Annotated in this window: 20 protein-coding genes; 1 reads left to right on the top strand and 19 read right to left on the bottom strand. The window is 56.3% G+C overall.

What is annotated here, in order from left to right; genetic code table 11:
• Positions 1-28 precede the first annotated feature (28 nt).
• The 13 genes from lipA to leuS all read right to left on the bottom strand — a co-directional run bounded on the left by lipA (position 29) and on the right by leuS (position 13,588).
• Complete coding sequence (gene lipA / locus D4100_RS08750; RefSeq protein ID WP_006319875.1) at positions 29-994, bottom strand: lipoyl synthase; 966 nt, start codon at positions 992-994, stop codon at positions 29-31.
• Positions 987-1,655 carry a lipoyl(octanoyl) transferase LipB gene (gene lipB, locus D4100_RS08745; protein ID WP_006319878.1) on the bottom strand — a complete coding sequence of 223 codons (669 nt, stop codon included), beginning with the start codon at positions 1,653-1,655 and terminating at the stop codon, positions 987-989. The genes lipA and lipB overlap by 8 nt, the downstream gene beginning before the upstream one ends.
• 134 nt (positions 1,656-1,789) lie before the next feature.
• On the bottom strand, positions 1,790-2,053 hold the full coding sequence (ybeD, locus tag D4100_RS08740; protein WP_004949579.1) for a DUF493 family protein YbeD: 264 nt from the start codon (positions 2,051-2,053) through the stop codon (positions 1,790-1,792).
• A 111-nt stretch (positions 2,054-2,164) separates the two neighbouring features.
• Complete coding sequence (gene dacA / locus D4100_RS08735) at positions 2,165-3,376, bottom strand: D-alanyl-D-alanine carboxypeptidase DacA (RefSeq protein ID WP_006319879.1); 1,212 nt, start codon at positions 3,374-3,376, stop codon at positions 2,165-2,167.
• Between the two features lie 240 nt (positions 3,377-3,616).
• Positions 3,617-4,702 (bottom strand): endolytic peptidoglycan transglycosylase RlpA, encoded by a 1,086-nt coding sequence (gene rlpA, locus D4100_RS08730; protein WP_006319880.1) that lies wholly within the window; start codon positions 4,700-4,702, stop codon positions 3,617-3,619.
• A gap of 10 nt (positions 4,703-4,712) precedes the next feature.
• Positions 4,713-5,825, bottom strand: a complete 1,113-nt coding sequence (gene mrdB / locus D4100_RS08725; RefSeq protein ID WP_006319881.1) for a peptidoglycan glycosyltransferase MrdB — start codon at positions 5,823-5,825, stop codon at positions 4,713-4,715.
• A gap of 8 nt (positions 5,826-5,833) precedes the next feature.
• Complete coding sequence (gene mrdA, locus D4100_RS08720; protein WP_119804055.1) at positions 5,834-7,729, bottom strand: peptidoglycan DD-transpeptidase MrdA; 1,896 nt, start codon at positions 7,727-7,729, stop codon at positions 5,834-5,836.
• Positions 7,730-7,767: 38 nt separating this feature from the next.
• Positions 7,768-8,238, bottom strand: coding sequence for a 23S rRNA (pseudouridine(1915)-N(3))-methyltransferase RlmH (gene rlmH / locus D4100_RS08715; protein ID WP_004949595.1), 471 nt, complete (start codon positions 8,236-8,238; stop codon positions 7,768-7,770).
• Between the two features lie 3 nt (positions 8,239-8,241).
• Positions 8,242-8,559 carry a ribosome silencing factor gene (rsfS, locus tag D4100_RS08710; protein ID WP_006319883.1) on the bottom strand — a complete coding sequence of 106 codons (318 nt, stop codon included), beginning with the start codon at positions 8,557-8,559 and terminating at the stop codon, positions 8,242-8,244.
• A 188-nt stretch (positions 8,560-8,747) separates the two neighbouring features.
• Positions 8,748-9,410, bottom strand: a complete 663-nt coding sequence (gene nadD / locus D4100_RS08705) for a nicotinate-nucleotide adenylyltransferase (RefSeq protein WP_006319884.1) — start codon at positions 9,408-9,410, stop codon at positions 8,748-8,750.
• Positions 9,400-10,434, bottom strand: coding sequence for a DNA polymerase III subunit delta (gene holA, locus D4100_RS08700; protein WP_006319887.1), 1,035 nt, complete (start codon positions 10,432-10,434; stop codon positions 9,400-9,402). Before holA ends, nadD begins: the two co-directional genes overlap by 11 nt.
• A complete protein-coding gene (gene lptE, locus D4100_RS08695) occupies positions 10,431-10,991 on the bottom strand; it encodes an LPS assembly lipoprotein LptE (protein ID WP_006319889.1) in 561 nt (186 codons plus the stop codon). The genes holA and lptE overlap by 4 nt, the downstream gene beginning before the upstream one ends.
• 14 nt (positions 10,992-11,005) lie before the next feature.
• Positions 11,006-13,588, bottom strand: coding sequence for a leucine--tRNA ligase (leuS, locus tag D4100_RS08690; RefSeq protein ID WP_006319891.1), 2,583 nt, complete (start codon positions 13,586-13,588; stop codon positions 11,006-11,008).
• 277 nt (positions 13,589-13,865) lie between these two features.
• Here leuS and D4100_RS08685 point away from each other — a divergent pair, with 277 nt between their 5' ends.
• Entirely contained in the window at positions 13,866-14,348 is a 483-nt protein-coding gene (locus D4100_RS08685) for a zinc ribbon-containing protein (protein WP_004949608.1), read from the top strand.
• A gap of 50 nt (positions 14,349-14,398) precedes the next feature.
• Here the strand turns inward: D4100_RS08685 and D4100_RS08680 are convergent, their stop codons facing one another.
• The 6 genes from D4100_RS08680 to D4100_RS08655 form a co-directional block, all read right to left on the bottom strand.
• Positions 14,399-15,097, bottom strand: coding sequence for an FMN-dependent NADH-azoreductase (locus D4100_RS08680; RefSeq protein WP_119804053.1), 699 nt, complete (start codon positions 15,095-15,097; stop codon positions 14,399-14,401).
• 150 nt (positions 15,098-15,247) lie between these two features.
• Complete coding sequence (rihA, locus tag D4100_RS08675) at positions 15,248-16,180, bottom strand: pyrimidine-specific ribonucleoside hydrolase RihA (protein ID WP_119804051.1); 933 nt, start codon at positions 16,178-16,180, stop codon at positions 15,248-15,250.
• 120 nt (positions 16,181-16,300) lie between these two features.
• The gene (locus tag D4100_RS08670; protein ID WP_006319906.1) at positions 16,301-17,026 is read right to left on the bottom strand and encodes an amino acid ABC transporter ATP-binding protein; all 726 of its coding nucleotides are present in this window, start codon (positions 17,024-17,026) and stop codon (positions 16,301-16,303) included.
• The gene (gene gltK, locus D4100_RS08665) at positions 17,026-17,700 is read right to left on the bottom strand and encodes a glutamate/aspartate ABC transporter permease GltK (protein ID WP_004949616.1); all 675 of its coding nucleotides are present in this window, start codon (positions 17,698-17,700) and stop codon (positions 17,026-17,028) included. The genes D4100_RS08670 and gltK overlap by 1 nt, the downstream gene beginning before the upstream one ends.
• Positions 17,700-18,440, bottom strand: a complete 741-nt coding sequence (locus D4100_RS08660) for an amino acid ABC transporter permease (protein ID WP_006319909.1) — start codon at positions 18,438-18,440, stop codon at positions 17,700-17,702. The genes gltK and D4100_RS08660 overlap by 1 nt, the downstream gene beginning before the upstream one ends.
• Before the next feature lie 216 nt (positions 18,441-18,656).
• Entirely contained in the window at positions 18,657-19,553 is an 897-nt protein-coding gene (locus tag D4100_RS08655) for an amino acid ABC transporter substrate-binding protein (protein ID WP_006319911.1), read from the bottom strand.
• Between the last annotated feature and the right edge of the window lie 152 nt (positions 19,554-19,705).

Here is a 19,705-nt window from a genome sequence, read left to right as displayed (position 1 = left end):
GCCGAAACGTAACAAGTTATTTCCGCGTTTACTTCACTTCCATCCCTTTCGCCTGCAAATCGGCATGATAGGAAGAACGGACAAACGGGCCGCAGGCCGCATGGGTAAAGCCCATCGCCATCGCTTCTTCTTTCATTTCATCGAATTCGGCCGGGCTGACATAGCGCTGGACCGGCAGGTGATGACGGCTTGGCTGCAGGTACTGGCCCAGGGTCAACATGGTGACACCGTGGCGGCGCAGGTCGCGCATGACTTCAACGATTTCCGCATTGGTTTCCCCCAGGCCGACCATCAGACCGGATTTGGTTGGGATGTGCGGATGCGCTTCTTTAAACCGCTCGAGCAGTTTTAGCGACCATTCGTAGTTGGCGCCCGGGCGAACCTGACGGTAAACGCGCGGCACGTTTTCCAGGTTGTGGTTGAACACGTCCGGCGGTGTCTCGGTCAGAATTTCCAGCGCGCGATCCATACGGCCGCGGAAATCCGGCACCAGCGTTTCGATTTTGATGGTCGGGTTTTTGGCGCGGATCGCGGCGATACAGTCGGCAAAGTGCTGAGCACCGCCGTCGCGCAGATCGTCACGGTCAACCGAGGTGATCACCACGTAGCGCAGCGCCATATCGGCGATGGTCTGGGCCAGTTTTTCCGGCTCGTTGGCATCCGGGGCTACCGGGCGGCCGTGGGCCACGTCGCAGAACGGGCAGCGGCGGGTACAGATGGCGCCCAGGATCATAAAGGTGGCGGTGCCGTGGTTAAAACATTCAGACAGGTTCGGACAGGAAGCTTCTTCGCACACCGAATGCAGACCGTTTTTACGCATGGCGGCTTTAATGCCCTGAATGCGCGTAGAGTCGGCAGGCAGTTTGATCTTCATCCACTCGGGTTTACGTAACAGCTCCTGCCGTTCGGTGACCACCGTTTTAACCGGGATCAACGCCATTTTGTCTGCATCGCGGTATTTAACGCCGCGTTCCATCTGAATTGGTTTACTCATAATCGTGCAGGTTCCAGTTACGAAGCTCGACCTTCGGGTAGCCGAGTAAATGAACAAATTCCTGTACCAGGATTGGATGTACGTCTTCTATGCCTACGCCGGGCGCCAGCGCGCTGACCTGCGCCATTTGCATGCCGGCGTAACCGCAAGGGTTGATACGTTGGAAGGGGCTGAGATCCATGGCCACATTCAGTGCCAGGCCGTGGAATGAACTGCCTTTGCGGATCCGCAGACCCAACGAACAGATTTTTTGTTCCCCCACGTAAACACCGGGCGCATCCGGGCGGGCGCGTGATTCGATATGAAAGTGGGCGAGGGTATTAATAACGGTATCTTCGATAGCCGTGACCAGCTGGCGAACGCCAACCTTGTTGCGTTTCAGATCGACCATCACGTACATCACCTGCTGCCCCGGACCGTGATAGGTCACCTGACCACCGCGATCGCTCTGGACAACCGGAATATCCCCCGGCATTAACACATGCTCCGCTTTACCGGCCTGGCCCTGAGTAAACACGGGCTGATGCTGAACCAACCACAGTTCATCGGGCGTGGCATCGGTTCTGCGATCGGTGAAGTTGTGCATGGCTTGGGATACAGGCTCGTAGGGCTGCAAACCCAGCTGACGCAAAATGATCTTGTCTGGTTGCAAAAGAGTCATCGTCAGGTTACAGAAGTGGTAATGCCATTATACCGGGCGCTCTGGCCGGCGACCAGCATTTAGCTGACCAAAAATGCGCAACCCGGGCAGACGATCCTCTGGCCCGGGTTGGTAAGCAGGGTTTTATGCTGGAATTACAGCACCATGCGGACAATTTCAATGTTGCCCAATTCATCATATAACGTCTCCACCTGGTCGATATGGGTGGCGTTGATGGTGATGGAAACGGAGTGGTAATTGCCTTTGCTGCTCGGTTTAACTTCCGGGTTGTAATCCCCGGGTGCATGGCGCTGTACCACTTCCACCACCTGGTCTACCAGCTCTGGTTGTGCCAGGCCCATTACCTTGTAGGTAAACGAGCAAGGGAATTCGAGCAGTTCGTTCAGTTTAGTTTTCATGTGCGCTCCAGAGTGCTGCTATCAACATAGCGAATCTATAAATTATAACTCCCGCCGGAGCGGGAGTTAATGTTAATCAGTATATGGGGGCAATTTTGCCCGTTTCAACTGTTAACCGAACCAGTGGTGGAACATCAGTTTGATATAATCCACGATGCGGCTGAAGAAACCGCCTTCTTTCACTTCGTTCATTACCACCAGAGGACGCTGATCGATGGTTTTGCCATCCAGCTGGAAGTTGATGCTGCCGACAACCTGGTTTTTCGCCAGTGGCGCATGAATTTCCGGTGTGTTCAGCACGTAGCTGGCTTTGAGATCTTTCATCCGGCCGCGTGGGATGGTCAGGTAGACGTCTTTGTCCACGCCCAGCTCAACGCGATCTGCATCGCCGAACCAGACAGGTTCAGACGCAAACTCTTTGCCCACTTTCAGCGGTGCAACGGTTTCGAAGAAGCGGAAGCCCCAGGTCAGCAGCTTTTTGCTCTCGGTTTCACGGCCTTTATAAGTCCGACCGCCCAATACCGCAGAAATCAGGCGCATCTGGCCTTCAGTGGCGGAAGCCACCAGGTTGTAACCCGCCGCATCGGTATGGCCGGTTTTGATGCCGTCCACATTCAGGCTGGTATCCCACAGCAGACCGTTACGGTTCATCTGACGGATGTTGTTGAAGGTGAACTCTTTTTCTTTATAAATCGCGTATTCGTCCGGCACGTCGCGGATCAGCGCCTGGCCGATCAGCGCCATATCGCGCGCCGAGCTGTATTGGCCCTGTGCGTCGAGGCCGTGTACCGTCTGGAAGTGGGTGTTCTGCAGGCCCAGCTTGTTGACGTAAGTGTTCATCAGGTTAACGAACGCGTCCTGGCTGCCGGCTACGTAATCGGCCATCGCCACACAGGCGTCGTTACCGGATTGCAGGTTGATGCCGCGGGTCAGTTTGGAAACCGGCACGCGATCGCCTGGCTTCAGGAACATCAGCGAGGAACCTTTGAATACCGGGTTGCCGGTTGCCCAGGCGTCTTGCCCCACGGTAACCATGTCTTCCTGGCCGATTTTGCCCGCTTTCAGCGCCTGGCCGATGACGTAGCTGGTCATCATTTTCGTCAGACTGGCCGGATCGCGGCGTGCGTCGGCGTTCATTTCCGCCAAAACTTTACCGGAGTTGTAGTCAATCAGGACATAGGCTTCCGCATCGATCTGCGGGACCCCTGGGATCATGGTCTTGATATTAACGTCATCGGCTTGCGCAACGGAAACTGCGCTCATCGCGATAACGGAGCCGAGCGCTATGCTCTTGATTAAGCGAAAAGAAGTTACTTGTTTCATGATCGAGAGGACAACATCCATGAGGGTAAAGTTAAAAACGAGCCACACTATAACAGATGAGATCCCGGCAGGCATTATCCATTCATCTGACTCATAGCGCTTTACGGACATTTTGCTGAAAGAAAATGTTTCAGCTAGAGAAACGCTTATCAGTCGCGATCGCTCGCCGGGCTTCATGCTTTTGACCTTTCAGGTTGCAGCGTGGTTGGCTGCAACTTGAAATTGATCGGGTATCTCTGTTTAGGGTGCGGCAGTGACAAAAGATTGTTGTTGCGCTTCTGCGGCCAGGCGCTGTTGCAGCTGGGCAGCCTGCTGGCGATCGCTGAACGGGCCTAACTGCACGCGGTAGACGCCGCCGCTGGCGGCAACCTTGCCTGGCACGCCAAACTGCTGGCTCAGGCTCTGTTGCCAGGTTTGCGCGCGTTCGGCGCTGCTGAGAGCGCCAACCTGCACGACATAACTCCCGGCGGAAGAAGCTCCGGCAGCAACGGCCGCGGTGGCGGCAACGGGAGCCGCAATGGCTGCGGCGCTGACGGCCGGTTCAGGCTCTGAACCTTCCAATACTCCGGAAGGAACCTGGCTTGGCGCGCCGAGGAAACCGGTACGCGAGTTGCCCACAGCGGCGGCCGGGGCGTTGTCATCGGCGTTCAGGCTGCTGTTATCGATTGGACGCACTGCGGCACCGCTGGCGACAGGAGCTTCCTGTTGCACTGGCGTCCCCATGCTGCTCGAACCGAGATCCGGGCGCGACGGCAGGGCGTAGCTTTGTTTGGCGACGGTGGTACCAATGGTGCCGGGGCCGCTCAGAGTACCGTCCGGCGCCACGTTGATGAAATCAACTTTAACCTTGGTGTTGTTGGACAGGTTCAGACGATCGGCGACGGCTTTTGACAGATCGATAATGCGGCCGTTGGTGTAAGGCCCGCGATCGTTAACGCGCACCACCAGTTGACGGCCATTGGCGAGGTTAGTTACACGTACATAGCTTGGGATCGGCAGCGTGGGGTGCGCGGCGGTGAGGCCGTTAGGATCGAACTGCTCGCCCAGCGCGGTGGTGTTGCCCCGGGCTTCTTCGCCATAGGAGCTGGCCAGGCCAGTCTGCGAGAAGTTCTGCGGATCTTTCACGATGCGGTAAGTGTCGCCATTAACCTTATAATCCTGCAGGGTGCCAGGGTTATAGGGTTCATATTGAGGCTCAACGCCGCCGATTTCCACCACCGGCCCGTTATACGGTTGCTGCGGCGGTGCCTGCTGTTCCGTGGTCGGGGAGGTACAGGCGGAAAGCAACACAGCCACTACGCCGACCCAAAGCCATTCCTTACGCATTACTCACCTCTTATAAACTTTTAGACAGCATTTTCCGATGCGTGTGGATCGACATGATGATGCCGAACCCAGCCATAAGTACGATCAGCGCCGAACCCCCATAACTGACCAGAGGCAAAGGTACGCCAACTACCGGTAAAATGCCACTGACCATACCAATGTTAACAAACACATAAACGAACAGTATCAGCATCAGGCCGCCGACCATGACGCGGCCGAAGGTCGTTTGCGCTTTGGCGGCGATCATCAGCCCGCGAATAATCACCAGCAGGTACAGCGCCAGCAGCACCAGCACCCCAACCAGCCCCAGCTCCTCGGCCAATACCGCGAAGATGAAGTCGGTATGGCGCTCCGGCAAAAACTCCAGCTGCGACTGGGTGCCATGCAGCCAGCCCTTGCCGGACAGGCCGCCGGAACCTATGGCGATTTTCGACTGAATAATGTGGTAGCCGGCGCCGAGCGGATCGCTTTCCGGATCGAGCAACATCATCACGCGGTCGCGTTGATAGCCGTGCATCAGGAAGAACCATAGTACCGGAATAAAGGCCGCCAGCATTACGGCGGCGACGGCGATCAGCTTCCAGCTCATACCGGACAGGAACAGCACGAACAGGCCGGAGGCTGCGATCAAAATCGACGTGCCCAGGTCCGGCTGCGCGGCAACCAGCAGGGTCGGCAGGAAAATCAGCACCAGCGCAATACCGGTATTCTTCAGTGAAGGCGGGCAGACGTCGCGGTTCATAAAGCGCGCAACCATCAGCGGGACGGCGATTTTAGCGATTTCTGACGGCTGGAAGCGCACAAAACCGAGATCCAGCCAGCGCTGAGCGCCTTTACTGATCTGCCCGAACGCGTCGACCATAATCAGCAGGATCACGCAGAAGATGTACAGATAGGGCGCCCAGCTTTCATAGACCCGCGGCGGGATCTGAGCCATTACGCCCATCACGATCAGGCCCATGACGATCTGGCCGATTTTGCGTTCCATCATGCCGATATCCTGGCCGCTGGCGCTCCACATCACGAATGCGCTATAGACCAGCAGGGCCAGAATGAATAGCAGGAAAGTGGGGTCGATATGGATTTTGGTCCAGATCGAGCCTTTTTGTTGGCTTTCAGTCATGTTCTACCTTAATCACCTTCTACACCAGGCGGCAGTGGGGCCTCGGCTGGTAATTGCGTATTGTTGTCGCCCAGCAGGATATGGTCGAGGATCTGGCGGGTAATCGTCCCGACCGCCGGACCGGCACCGCCGTTTTCCAAAATGATGGCGACCGATACCGTTGGATTATTGTACGGCGCAAAGGCGGTCATCAGCTTATGGTCACGCAGGTGCTCTGCCAGTTTGTGGGCGTTGTAGGTTTCGTAGCCGAATACCTGTGCGGTACCCGATTTTGCCGCGGCTTTGTAGGGTGCATCTGCGAAGTACTTGCGCGCCGTCCCGTTAGGACGGTTGGCGACACCATACATGCCGTCTTTGGCAATTTCCCAGAAGCCGGAATGAATATCACCGATCTGCGTGCTCTCTTCCTGACGGAAAGGCACCAGCGCACCGTTGACGCGGGTGCTTTGCAGCAGATGCGGCGTTTTGACGTTACCGTCGTTAATCAGGGTGTTCAGCGCCTTGGACATCTGGATCGGCGTTGCGGTCCAGTAACCCTGGCCGATGCCCACCGGGATGGTATCGCCCTGGTACCAGGGTTTTTTATAGCGTTTGAATTTCCAGTCGCGAGTCGGCATCAGGCCGGAACGTTCTTCGGAAAGATCGATGCCGGTGTACTGGCCGTAGCCGAACTTGGTCAACCAGGTCGACAAGCGATCGATGCCCATATCGTACGCCACCTGATAGAAGAAGGTATCCGCCGATTCTTCCAGCGCCTTGGTGACGTTCAGGCGGCCATGGCCCCATTTTTTCCAGTCGCGAAAGCGTTTTTCCGAACCGGGCAACTGCCACCAACCGGGATCGAACACTATGGTGTTTTTGGTGATCACCCCGGCGCTGAGCGCCGAGACGGAAATATAGGGTTTTACCGTCGACGCAGGTGGGTAAACCCCTTGCGTGGCGCGGTTGATCAGTGGCCGGTTCGGATCGTTCAGCAGCCCCTGATACTCTTTGCTCGAGATGCCGTCCACGAACAGGTTCGGGTCGTAGCTGGGGTTGGAGACCATGGCCAGAATGCCGCCGGTGCGCGGGTCGCTCACCACCACCGCTGCCCGGCTGCCCACCAGCAATTGCTCGATATAGCGTTGCAGGTTGAGATCCAGCGTCAGGTAAACGTCCTGGCCGGCGGAAGGCGGCTGCTCGTGCAATTGACGGATGACCCGGCCGCGGTTGTTGACCTCGACCTCTTCGTAGCCGGTTTTGCCGTGCAGGGTGTCTTCGTAATAGCGTTCGATGCCCAGCTTGCCGATATCGTGGGTGGCGGCGTAGTTGGCCAGTTTGCCGTCTTTGTCCAGCCGTTCGACGTCGCGATCGTTGATCTTCGAGACGTAACCGGTGACGTGGGTGAGGGCGGAGCCATAAGGATAATAGCGGCGCTGGTAGCCTTTCACTTCCACGCCGGGGAAGCGGAACTGATTGACCGCAAAGCGGGCGACCTGGACTTCGTTCAGCGCGGTTTTCACCGGGATGGAAACGAAACGGCGTGAGCGCTTGCGCTCTTTCTCGAAGTTGGTGATGTCGTCATCGGTCAGATCGACCACCGGACGCAGCGCCTGCAGCGTCGCTTTCAGGTCATCGATTTTTTCCGGCATCAGTTCCAACTGATAGATGGTGCGGTTGAGCGCCAGCGGGGTGCCGTTACGATCGTAGATAATGCCGCGGCTGGGGGCGATGGGCACCAGCTTGATGCGGTTTTCGTTGGAGCGGGTGCGGTAATCCTCAACGCGGACAATTTGCAGATTATACAGATTGGCGATCAGGGTGCCGCTCAGCACCAGAATGACCAAAAACGCCACCAGGGCGCGGCGTACAAACAGGGCAGATTCAGCCGTATAGTCGCGAAAAGGGTTACGTTCTATTTTCATCCCGCTGCTTTATTTCACTCTGTCACTGTCACCACCGGTTATTCCCGGTGGTAAGGATGATTTGTTGTAATACTCCAGGCGCGATAGAGGCTTTCAGCCACCAGGACGCGCACTAAAGGATGCGGTAATGTCAATGGCGAGAGCGACCAGCTTTGTTCGGCAGCGGCTTTGCAGGCCGGCGCCAGCCCTTCAGGGCCGCCAATCAGCAGGCTGACGTTGCGGCCATCCTGCTTCCAGCGTTCGAGCTGTTGCGCCAACTGCGGGGTTTCCCACGGCGTACCGGGGATATCCAGCGTGACAATGCGGTTGCCTTTGCCCACCGCAGCCAGCATCTGCTCGCCTTCCTTTTCCAGAATGCGTTTGATGTCGGCATTCTTGCCGCGCTTGCCTGCCGGGATTTCGGTCAGCTCAAACGGCATGTCTTTCGGAAAACGATGCAGATAATCCATAAAACCGGTCTGCACCCAGTCTGGCATCTTGGTGCCGACCGCTACCAGTTGCAGTTTCACCGCTTAGCCCCAGAGTTTTTCCAGCTCATACAGCTGACGGCTTTCTTCCTGCATGATATGTACGATCACATCGCCCAAATCGACGACTACCCAGTCGGAGGCTTCCTGACCTTTCATGCCGTACAGTTCCATACCTGCGGAACGGGCTTCCTGCACTACGTGGTTGGCGATAGACATCACGTGGCGGGTGGAGGTCCCGGTGCAGATGATCATGCAATCGGTGATGCTGGATTTGCCCTGTACATCCAGAGCGATAATGTCTTGGCCTTTCAGGTCATCAATTTTATCGATGACGAAATCTTGGAGCGCTTTACCTTGCAAAGGTTCCCCCTCGGGTGTGTTCTGTTTGTTCGACTGCGGCAGGCAAATGCCCGCATGCGGCCTGAATCAATGATAATGTCGGCAGGATGCCGCTGAAAGCCAGCTGGTAATTGCCCGGCCAGCTAAGGTTTCCGGGGTTTTCAGCGAATACCTGAAAAATAGCGGCGCAGTATATCACGCGACTTCGGCTAGCGATATAAACCCTGCAACTCGATATAGCGCTGTACCGAGCGCGGCAACAGGTCGTCACAGCTGATGCCCTGATGGCGGCGCTGGCGGATTTCCGTGGCGGAAATTTCCAACAACGGCGTGTCGGCCAGATAAATATGCCCCTGCGGTCGTTGGCTGAGCAGCGCGGCGTCGGTGACCCGATGGCGCTCCAGCCACTGTTGCAGTTCCGGCGTATCCATTTGGTCATTGTAGCCGGGGCGGGCCAGCACCAACAGATGGCAGATATCCAGCAACGCCTGCCAGCGATGCCATTTGTGCAGCGTCAGCAGCGAATCCTGACCAATAATAAACGCCAACGGCAACGTGGGGCCCCGTTCTTTACGCACGTTTTCCAACGTCTCGATGGTATAGGAAGGCGCAGTGCGGTGCAGTTCACGGTCGTCAACGGCGAACAGCGGGTTATTGGCGATCGCCAGCTCAACCATCTTCAGCCGTTGTTGGGCATTGGCCTCAGGTTGCGGACGGTGGGGGGGGACGTGGTTTGGCAGCAGCGTGACCTGGTTCAGGCCGACTTCTGCGGCCAGCGCTTCCACCGGCCGCAAATGGCCGTAATGGATAGGATCAAAGGTGCCGCCGAACAGGGCATGCAGGATTGTCGCGCTTTGTGGATTAGTGGGCATCTGAAAAACTCGTGGCCAGGGGTTTGCCGCACAGCAGCATCGACAGGGTTTCCAGTTCCGGCCACACCGACTGACCGTAATCCTGTTTAAGGGTGATTTCAATTTGCGCCAGCAGATGGACCGCTTGCTGCAATTGAGCGCCGGACAGCCGCTGCAGCGCCTGCGTCACCAGGTTGCGACGGTTTTGCCAGACCTTGTATTGATCGAACAGCGTGCGCAGCGGCACGGAGGCCATGCGTCGTTGCAGGTTCAGCAGTTGCAGCAGTTCGCGTTGCAGGGTGCGCAGCAGGATCACCGGTTCGACATCTTCCTGCTGCATTTGCTGCAGGATATGCCAGGCGCGCTTGCTTTTGCCTGCCAGCAGGGCGTCCAGCCAGTGGAATGGCGTAAAGTGGGCGGCGTCATTGACTGCCAGTTCAACGCGCGGCAGCGTGAGTTTACCGTCCGGGTGCAACAGAGACAGCCTTTCCAGCGCCTGTGATAACGCCAGCAGGTTGCCTTCGTAGCAGTAACACAGCAGTTGATTGGCCGCATCGTCCAGCTCGAGCTTCATGCTTTTGGCACGCTGCATCACCCAGCGCGGCAACTGCGCCTGTTCAGGCGTCTGGCAACTGACGTAAGCGCCATTTGGGCTAAGCGCTTTGAACCAGGCGCTGTTTTCCTGCGCTTTGGTCAGGCGAGGGCCGCGCAGCATCAGCAAGATGTCGTCATGCAGCAGAGCCGCCAGCTTGATCAGTTGTTCACCGATAGGGGCGGTCGGGCCGTTTTCCGGGAAGATCAGCAGCAGCGTCTGGCGGCTGGCGAACAGGCTCATGGCCTGACAGATGCTGAAAATGGCGTCCCAGTCGGTATGGGCGTCGAGAGAAATGCTGTAGTGCTCGGTGAACTGCTGCTGTTGCGCGGCCTGCCGGATCAGATCCTGGCTTTCCTGCAGCAGTAACGGTTCATTGCCACTCAGTAAATAACAAGCGCGCAGCCCCTCTCGGAGCTGCGCGGCAAGTTGTTCAGGATAAATACGGATCATTGCGCTGAGAGACTTTCCGCTTTTTCACCGGCGGCGGCAGCTTTTTGCTGAGCTTGTTCTTCCGCCGCATGCACGGTCAGCAGTTTGCGCACCAGTTGCTGGGCGGCCTGATCACGCATTTCCTGGCGAATAATGTCCTGTTCGGAATCTTTTGCCAGCGCGGTCAGCGGGTTGTCGAAGAACGAACGGAAGACTTTCACGTTCAGCGGATACAGATCATGACCCGGGATCAGCACCTGAGCCTGAACGGTCAGCACCATCTGATACTCAGCGGTTTTACCGTCCTGGAAGATCGAGGCGGTGTCCTGGCTTTCGCTGGAACCGATGATACGCAGGGAAGGAACATCCTTACGTTTCGGATCTTTGACGATTGTCACGTCATTCAGGCGCAATTGCTCACGCACTGCCCGGGTCAGCGGACCATAAGGATCCCCACTGTCCAGTATCAGCGTTTTCATTTCCGAGGGAACCTGCGTGGTGCCACGCAGGTGAAAACCGCAGCCGGCGGTGACCAGCACCGCCAACCCCAGCAACAGCGTCAGAATACGATGTCGCACAACTCCTCCTTGTGTTAACCCACAACCAGGTTAAGCAATTTGCCCGGAACATAGATCACTTTACGAACCGTAACCCCGTCCAGATATTTAGCGACCAGATGTTCCTCAGCGGCACGCGCACGTACCTGCTCTTCGGTTGCATCTGCTGCCACAGTGATTTTAGCGCGAACTTTGCCGTTTACCTGTACTACAACCAGCTTGGAATCTTCGACCATCGCTTGCTCGTCAGCCTGCGGCCAGGCTGCGGTATCCACATCGCCTTCACCGCCCAACGCCTGCCACAGCGAGAAACAAACGTGCGGGGTAAACGGATACAGCATACGAACGACGGACAACAACGCTTCCTGCAGCAGAGCGCGATCCTGCTCGCTTTCCTGCGGAGCGCGGGCCAGTTTGTTCATCAGCTCCATCACGGCCGCAATGGCGGTGTTGAAGGTTTGACGACGGCCAATATCATCGGTCACTTTGGCGATGGTCTTATGCAGATCACGGCGCAGCGCTTTCTGATCTTCGTTCAGCGTCGCGACGTTCAGCGGCTGGACAGCGCCTTTCTCAAGGTGTTCGTAGGCCAGTTTCCAAACGCGTTTCAGGAAGCGGTTTGCCCCTTCAACACCGGATTCCTGCCATTCCAGCGTCATTTCTGCCGGCGAAGCAAACATCATGAACAGACGCACGGTATCCGCGCCGTATTTCTCAACCATCACCTGCGGGTCGATGCCGTTGTTTTTCGACTTCGACATTTTGCTCATGCCAGCATAGACCAGTTCACGGCCTTGTGGATCGGTGGCTTTAACAATGCGGCCTTTGTCGTCGCGTTCAACGGTGGCGTCGACCGGGGAAACCCAGACGCGCTCGCCGCTGTTGCCGGTGTAGTAGAAGGCGTCCGCCAGTACCATACCCTGGCACAGCAGGCGTTTTGCCGGCTCGTCGGAATCGACCAGACCTGCGTCACGCAGCAGTTTGTGGAAGAAGCGGAAATACATCAGGTGCATGATGGCGTGTTCGATACCGCCGACATACTGATCGACCGGCAGCCAGTAGTTGGCGGCAGCCGGGTCCAGCATGCCCTGGTCGTACTGCGGGCAGGTGTAGCGCGCGTAGTACCAGGAGGACTCCATAAAGGTGTCGAAGGTGTCGGTTTCACGCAGCGCCGGCTGGCCGTTAACGGTGGTTTTCGCCCACTCGGGATCGGCTTTGATCGGGCTGGTAATACCGTCCATCACTACGTCTTCCGGCAGGATCACCGGCAGTTGGTCTTCCGGGGTTGGCATTACGGTGCCGTCTTCCAGCGTCACCATCGGGATCGGGGCGCCCCAGTAACGTTGACGAGAGACACCCCAGTCGCGCAGGCGGTAGTTGATCTTGCGTTGGCCCACGCCTTTGGCAACCAGTTTGTCGGCAATGGCGTTGAAACCGGCTTCGTGATCCAGGCCATCGAACTCGCCGGAGTTGAACAGTGTGCCTTTTTCGGTCATCGCTTCGGCGTGCACGTCCGGCTGGCTGCCGTCGAGCGCCAGCACTACCGGTTTGATCGGCAGGCCATATTTGGTGGCGAACTCCCAGTCGCGTTGATCGTGAGCCGGAACCGCCATTACCGCGCCGGTGCCGTATTCCATCAAGACGAAGTTGGCGACCCAAACCGGCACTTTCTCGCCGGACAGCGGATGAATGGCGAACAGGCCGGTCGGCATGCCTTTCTTCTCCATCGTCGCCATGTCGGCTTCGGCCACTTTGGTATTGCGGCACTCTTCGATAAATTCAGCCAGCGCCGGGTTATTCACCGCACCCTGTTGCGCCAGCGGGTGGCCCGCAGCGACGGCCACATAAGTGGCACCCATGAAGGTATCCGGGCGGGTGGTGTAAACGGTCAGCTTCTCGTCGCTGCCCGCCACGTCAAAGGTGATGTCCACCCCTTCAGAACGGCCAATCCAGTTGCGCTGCATGGTTTTCACCTGCTCTGGCCAGCTTTCCAGCGTATCCAGATCGTTGAGCAACTGATCGGCGTAGTCGGTGATTTTGATAAACCACTGCGGGATCTCTTTACGCTCGACCTTGGTGTCGCAGCGCCAGCAGCAGCCGTCGATAACCTGTTCGTTGGCCAGTACGGTCAGATCGTGTGGGCACCAGTTGACCGCAGAGGTTTTCTTGTAGACCAGGCCTTTTTCGTACAGTTTGGTGAAGAACCACTGTTCCCAACGGTAGTAATCCGGATCGCAGGTGGCGATCTCGCGATCCCAGTCATAGCCGAAGCCCAGCAGTTTCAACTGGTTCTTCATGTATTCGATGTTGTCGTAGGTCCACGGGGCCGGTGCGGTGTTGTTCTTCACCGCGGCGCCTTCCGCCGGCAGGCCGAACGCATCCCAGCCGATTGGCTGCAGCACGTTTTTGCCCAGCATGCGCTGATAGCGCGAGATCACGTCGCCGATAGTGTAGTTACGAACGTGTCCCATGTGCAGACGGCCTGATGGGTAGGGCAGCATGGATAGGCAGTAGTACTTTTCCTTGCTCGCGTCTTCGGTAACCTTGAAAGTCTGCTTCTCTTGCCAGTGAAGCTGTACATTCGATTCTATGTCTTCTGGACGGTATTGCTCTTGCATGGCGGCCGGTGGTCCTGTAGGTGTAAAACCGTTACCTCAGTCAGAGATAAGGCTATGAAGATTTAGTATTCGTAGATCCGCATAGCATAGCTGATAAGACCTCCCGGCAACAACACCAAGCGCCCGACTCGGCGTATTTAAAAAATCCCCGCCATGATGTGACTCACATCTTGAGGATCCCGTGCCTTGCCAAGTGACATCAGCAATTTACGACTAAAATGATAAGAGATAGTTTTGGGAGATAAGCCCTGTCACGTGAGTTCATCGAGGAGAGAATATGAACAAGGTTGCTCAGTATTACCGCGAATTGGTGGCATCTCTGACCGAACGTCTGAAAAATGGAGAGCGTGATATTGACGAATTGGTCGCCGGCGCCGAAAAACGGCTGAACGAAGCGGGCGAATTGACGCGCGGTGAGGTGGAGCAGGTGATCCAGGCGGTACGGCGCGACCTGGAAGAGTTCGCCCGCAGTTACCAGGAAAGCAAGGGCGAGTTTACCGACAGCGTCTTTATGCGGGTCATCAAGGAGAGCCTGTGGCAGGAGCTGGCGGATATTACGGATAAAACCCAGTTGGAATGGCGAGAAGTGTTTAAAGACGTCAGCCATCACGGCGTCTACCACAGCGGTGAGGTGGTTGGGCTGGGTAACCTGGTGTGCGAACAGTGCCACCATCATTTGGCGTTTTACACGCCGGAAGTGCTGCCGCTGTGCCCTAAGTGCGGCCATGACCAGTTCCAGCGTCGGCCTTTCGAACCCTGAGTTTGCCCCCTCATTCTTCTTGCCCGGTAAATCAGAATGAGGGGCGGCGATCAGCCGAAGAGCTTTTTCATCAGATTACTCAGAAAACCGCCGTTTGCCGTGGCCTGTACCGCCGCGGGCTGGGCCACTGAGGTTAACCGTATCTTGGCCGGCACCTTTTGCAGCACGGCGATGCGGCTGTCTTGTGCGGCTTTTTCAGCGGCATCCGGCCCGTAGGCAAAACCTTCCGCCAGCACGAATTCTACGTCGGTGATGCCGATAAAACCGAGGAACAGTTTCAGATAAGGGGTGATCAGATCGGTTGGCGTATCGGCGTGGATACCGCCGCGGCTGGAGATCACGATCGCTTTTTTACCCGTAACCAGGCCTTCCGCACCTTCAGAGGTGTAACGGAAGGTTTGGCCGGCGCGGGCCACCAGATCGAAGTAGATCTTCAGTTGAGTGGGAATATTGAAGTTGTACATCGGGGCACCGATGATGATGGTGTCGTGCGATTTCAATTCAGCAATCAGCTCATCGGAAAGCGCCAGCGTTTCTTTTTGGTGCGGCGTCAATGGGTTATCGCCGGCGTTAAAACCGCCAATCACTTCGCCATCCAGTTCGGGCAGAGTTGGGTTGGCCAGATCACGAAGGGTAAAGGTGTCATCCGGATGCGCTTCGCGCCACTGTTCAACAAAAAAATCGACTAATTTTCCAGACTGGGAATAATCGCCCAGAATACTTGATTTCAGGACCAGTATGCGACTCATTATGCTATCTCCGGGCTTACTCTAAGGGATAATTGATGCTGCGTGTGCAAAGCATATTAGAGGCAAGCTGCAGCCGGTGATAGCGTAAAAATTCGCTGAGTTAAATCAAAAAAATTGAATGTACCAGGGCGCAATCGGCGCCCCGGCAGATCAGTAGCGTGCCACGCGTTCAATCAGCAGCTCGATAAATCCTTCGCGATCAATACCGGTCAGCACTTGAACGTTGGCCGGTTTGCCGCTCTGCTGGAAGTCATCCACCACCGTCATGCCGAGGGTATATTCCCCTTTGGTTTCCACGCCGACCCAGCGTTCGATGCCGGTAAACAGCTGCGGTGCCAGCAGCCAGGCAATGGTGCAGGGATCGTGCATCGCGGCACCCGGCAACCCGCGTGGGTGGCGGAGGTACAGCGGCAGATAGAAATCGAGCATCTCTGCGACCGCCTGCGCCATCGGGTTGTCAATCTGGCGGATACGCTCGATATCCTTCGGCAACACCAGTGCCTGATGGGTAACGTTCAACCCGGCCATGGTCAGCGGCACGCCGGACTTCAGCACTATTTCTGCGGCTTCCGGATCGACAAAGATATTGAATTCCGCCACCGGCGTGGCGTTGCCGGCATTCATACCACCGCCCATAAATACAATACGCTCGATGTTGCCTTTCAGCTCGGCATGCTGGGCCAGTAACAGGGCGATATTGGTCATCGGGCCGGTGACCACCAGGGTGATCGGCTGCGGGCTGGTGCGCAGCAGGCCGGCTATCAATTCCACGGCGGTTTGCGTGACCGGTTTTATCGTTGGCGTTGGCAGATGGGTATTGCCCATACCGGTTTTGCCGTGGACATGATCGGCAATCACCAGCGCACGCATCAGCGGCGCTGCGGCACCGGCAGCGACGGGAATATCTTCGCGTTTCATCAGCGTCAGCAGGCCAAGCGCGTTATGCAGGGTTTTCTCCGGCGTCTGGTTGCCGGCGGAAGTGGTGATGGCCTTGACGTCCAGTTCCGGCGAGCGCAGCGCCATGGCAAGGGCAATGGCATCGTCCAGGCCGGGGTCACAATCGATAATGATAGGGCGGGGCATGTTTATCTCCTTTGTTGTTATCCAACGAGCATCGGATCAAAACAGGGGAGAAACAAGCGCTTTTAGTGCCGGGAAAGGGGGCGAAAATGCGCCCCGGGCGGGGCGCATAGTGTCAATGAATCAATGCAGGATCTTGGCCAGGAAGTCTTTGGCGCGCTCTGATTCCGGGTTGTTGAAGAAGTCGTCTTTGTTGCGGTCTTCGACAATTTTGCCTTCATCCATAAAGATCACCCGGTGGGCCACCTTACGGGCAAAGCCCATTTCGTGGGTTACCACCATCATGGTCATGCCTTCTTGCGCCAGCTCGACCATGACGTCCAGCACTTCGTTGATCATTTCCGGATCAAGCGCGGAGGTCGGTTCATCGAACAGCATGGCGATCGGATCCATGCACAGCGCACGGGCGATGGCCACGCGCTGCTGCTGGCCGCCGGAAAGCTGCCCTGGGAACTTGTTGGCGTGGGCGGTCAGGCCAACGCGCTCCAGCAATTTAAGGCCTTTCTCTCGGGAGGCGGCTTTATCGCGTTTTAGCACTTTTACCTGCGCCAGCGTCAGGTTGTCGATGATCGACAAGTGCGGGAACAGCTCAAAATGCTGGAATACCATACCCACTTTGGAGCGCAGCTGCGCCAGGTTGGTGCTCTTGTTGTTGACCGCCGTGCCGTTCACCAGGATATCGCCTTGCTGAATCGGCTCCAGACCGTTGACGGTTTTGATCAGGGTAGATTTGCCCGAGCCTGAAGGACCACAGACCACCACCACCTCGCCTTTTTTTACTTCTGTGGTGCAATCGGTCAGAACCTGAAAGTGACCGTACCACTTAGAAACATTTTTCAGGGATATCATCAAACAGTCCTTTTCTTCAAATAGCTTACCAGCGCCGAGGCGGCGAGACTGATAACAAAATAGACAAAGCCGGCGAACAGGATCATTTCAACCTGTGTGCCGTCGCGCTCGCCGATGGTTGAGGCGGTACGGAAGAAGTCGGCCAGGCTCAGTACGTAGACCAGCGAAGTATCCTGGAACAGTACGATGCCCTGAGTCAGCAGCAGCGGAACCATCGCGCGGAACGCTTGCGGCAGGATCACCAGCTTCATCGACTGCCAGTGGGTCATGCCCAGCGCCAGTGCGGCGGAAGACTGGCCGCGGGAAATACTGATAATGCCGGCGCGGATAATTTCCGAGTAATAGGCCGCTTCAAACAGGGAAAAGGCTACCATAGCCGAGATCAGGCGAATATCGGTTTTCGGCGACAGCCCCAGAACTTGTTGTAATAAGCTTGGAACCACCAGGTAGAACCACAGCAGCACCATCACCAGCGGTACGGAACGGAAAAGGTTGACGTAGAGTGTGGCAAACCAGCTGATAGGCTTGATTGGCGACAGGCGCATGACCGCCAAAATGGTGCCCCAGAGGATGCCGAAAACGATGGCGGTCACGGTGATCTTCAGCGTGATGACCAACCCTTGCAGCAGGTAAGGGAAGCTTGGGACAATGGATGCCCAGTCAAATTCGTACATTATTTACTCCCCATATTGCCAGGCAACTGCACTTTCTTCTCTACCAGACGCATAAACAGCATGATCACGGCGTTGATGCCGATATAGGCCAGCGTAATGGCGGTAAAGGATTCATAGGCATGCGCGGAGTAATCCAGCAGTTTACCGGCTTGAGCGGCCATATCCACCAGACCAATGGTTGAAGCGATAGCGGAGTTTTTGACCAGGTTGAGCATTTCCGAGGTCATCGGCGGCACTATCACCCGGTAGGCGTTCGGCAGCAGCACGTAGCGATAGGTTTGCGGCAGCGTCAAGCCCATGGCGAGCCCGGCGGCGCGTTGGCCACGCGGCAGGGACTGAATAGCGGCGCGCACCTGTTCGCATACGCGGGCAGCGGTAAACAGCCCGAGGCACAGCATGGAGGAGACAAAGAACTGCACGTTAGGATCGAGTTCGGTTTTGAACCACATACCCAGATTGGCCGGCAGCAGTTCCGGAACCACCAGATACCAGGTAAAGAATTGCACAATCAGCGGCACATTACGGAACAGTTCGACGTAACAGGTGCCGAGAGCGGAAAGAAAACGGTTTGGCACGGTACGCAAAATACCGAACAGCGAACCGACAAAGAAAGCGATAATCCATGCACAGACGGAGAGGGCTACCGTGACCTGGAAGCCGGACCAAATCCAGCCGAGGTAGGTGGTATTCCCAAACGGGGCCTGCTGCAGGAAGATACCCCAGTTCCAATCTATTGACATAACAAACTCCGTTAAGCGGGCGCAGAGCGCCTAAAGATTGATGACTATTCAGCTCAGTACAGATCGAATCGCGGCCAGTCAGGCTGGCTTATGTGCGCGCATATCGGTTGTGAGTTATGGGGAAAATGAGGGAGGGGAACGGCCCCCCTCATTCCTGTCTGTCCCAGCCATCAACAGGGCTGGTTTGGCCTGGCGGCCGCCCCAGCTCTTTTTCTATTAGTTCAGTGCTTTATCGTTCGGCTCTTTGAACAGTTGCTTCATGTCGTCTGACAGGGCGAAGTTCATGTTGAGGTTCTTTGGTGGAATTGGCTGGTTGAACCACTTATCAAACCATTTTGCCGCTTCACCGGAGGTTTGGGCCTGAGCGATGGTGTCATCGACCAGTTTTTTGAACTCGGCGTCGTCTTTACGCAGCATACAGCCGTAAGCTTCTTTCGACTGAGGTGTGCCGAGGATTTCCCATTGATCCGGCTTCTTCGCTTTGGCTCGTTCGCCTGCCAGCAGCGCATCATCCATCATGAAGGCTACGGCACGGCCGCTTTCCAGGGTGCGGAACGAGTCACCGTGGTCCTTGGCGCTGATGATACGCATGTTCATCTTGCCGCTGTCGTTCAGTTTGTTCAGCAGCACTTCTGACGTGGTGCCGGAGGTGACCACCACCGGTTTGCCGGCCAGGTCTTTGAAGTCTTTGACGTCAGAGCCTTTTTTCACCAGCAAGCGGGTACCCACCACGAAGATGGTGTCGGAGAAGGCAGCCTGTTTTTGACGTTCAATATTGTTGGTGGTTGAACCGCATTCAAAATCAAAGGTGCCGTTCTGCAGCAGCGGGATACGGTTCTGCGAGGTGATCGGCAGCATTTTTACCTGCAGATCGGGGATGTTCAGTTTTTTCTTAACAGCGTCAACGATTTGGTTGGAGTAGTCCTGAGAGTAGCCCACAACTTTCTGCTGGTTGTCGTAGTAGGAGAACGGCACTGACGATTCGCGGTGGCCGATAACGATCACGCCGTTGTCTTTGATTTTCTTCAGCGTACCTGTCAGTTCTTCCGCATGGGCTACGTTACTCGCCATACCGATCAGCAGTAACGATAACGCCAATTTACGCATTTGCATGGTCCAGCTCCTTTGCTGTTGTCGTGGTTCTGACGAAAGAGCGTCAGATTTAAAACGGGGATCTCTTGCTCAAGATATAAAGATAGTCTTGGAACGGATAACCGTTAGAAAATAGCCGATTGTGAACGCAATGAAACTAAAATGTTTCATTT

It is taken from the genome of Serratia inhibens (assembly GCF_003591175.1).
GTDB lineage: Bacteria > Pseudomonadota > Gammaproteobacteria > Enterobacterales > Enterobacteriaceae > Serratia > Serratia inhibens.
The sequence above is the reverse complement of the archived record's forward strand: the minus strand, read 5'-3'. Positions and strand labels throughout refer to the sequence as shown.

Bases quoted from the DNA above. Each gene is read 5' to 3' on its own strand.
- D4100_RS08670 (WP_006319906.1), bottom strand. From the start codon at position 17,026: ATGATATCCCTGAAAAATGTTTCTAAGTGGTACGGTCACTTTCAGGTT.
- D4100_RS08680 (WP_119804053.1), bottom strand. From the start codon at position 15,097: ATGAGTCGCATACTGGTCCTGAAATCAAGTATTCTGGGCGATTATTCC.
- dacA (WP_006319879.1), bottom strand. From the start codon at position 3,376: ATGAAACAAGTAACTTCTTTTCGCTTAATCAAGAGCATAGCGCTCGGC.
- lipB (WP_006319878.1), bottom strand. From the start codon at position 1,655: ATGACTCTTTTGCAACCAGACAAGATCATTTTGCGTCAGCTGGGTTTG.
- rihA (WP_119804051.1), bottom strand. From the start codon at position 16,180: ATGCCCCGCCCTATCATTATCGATTGTGACCCCGGCCTGGACGATGCC.
- lipA (WP_006319875.1), bottom strand. From the start codon at position 994: ATGAGTAAACCAATTCAGATGGAACGCGGCGTTAAATACCGCGATGCA.
- rlpA (WP_006319880.1), bottom strand. From the start codon at position 4,702: ATGCGTAAGGAATGGCTTTGGGTCGGCGTAGTGGCTGTGTTGCTTTCC.
- D4100_RS08660 (WP_006319909.1), bottom strand. From the start codon at position 18,440: ATGTCAATAGATTGGAACTGGGGTATCTTCCTGCAGCAGGCCCCGTTT.
- mrdB (WP_006319881.1), bottom strand. From the start codon at position 5,825: ATGACTGAAAGCCAACAAAAAGGCTCGATCTGGACCAAAATCCATATC.
- nadD (WP_006319884.1), bottom strand. From the start codon at position 9,410: ATGCCCACTAATCCACAAAGCGCGACAATCCTGCATGCCCTGTTCGGC.
- holA (WP_006319887.1), bottom strand. From the start codon at position 10,434: ATGATCCGTATTTATCCTGAACAACTTGCCGCGCAGCTCCGAGAGGGG.
- ybeD (WP_004949579.1), bottom strand. From the start codon at position 2,053: ATGAAAACTAAACTGAACGAACTGCTCGAATTCCCTTGCTCGTTTACC.
- D4100_RS08685 (WP_004949608.1), top strand. From the start codon at position 13,866: ATGAACAAGGTTGCTCAGTATTACCGCGAATTGGTGGCATCTCTGACC.
- D4100_RS08655 (WP_006319911.1), bottom strand. From the start codon at position 19,553: ATGCAAATGCGTAAATTGGCGTTATCGTTACTGCTGATCGGTATGGCG.
- leuS (WP_006319891.1), bottom strand. From the start codon at position 13,588: ATGCAAGAGCAATACCGTCCAGAAGACATAGAATCGAATGTACAGCTT.
- mrdA (WP_119804055.1), bottom strand. From the start codon at position 7,729: ATGAAAATAGAACGTAACCCTTTTCGCGACTATACGGCTGAATCTGCC.
- gltK (WP_004949616.1), bottom strand. From the start codon at position 17,700: ATGTACGAATTTGACTGGGCATCCATTGTCCCAAGCTTCCCTTACCTG.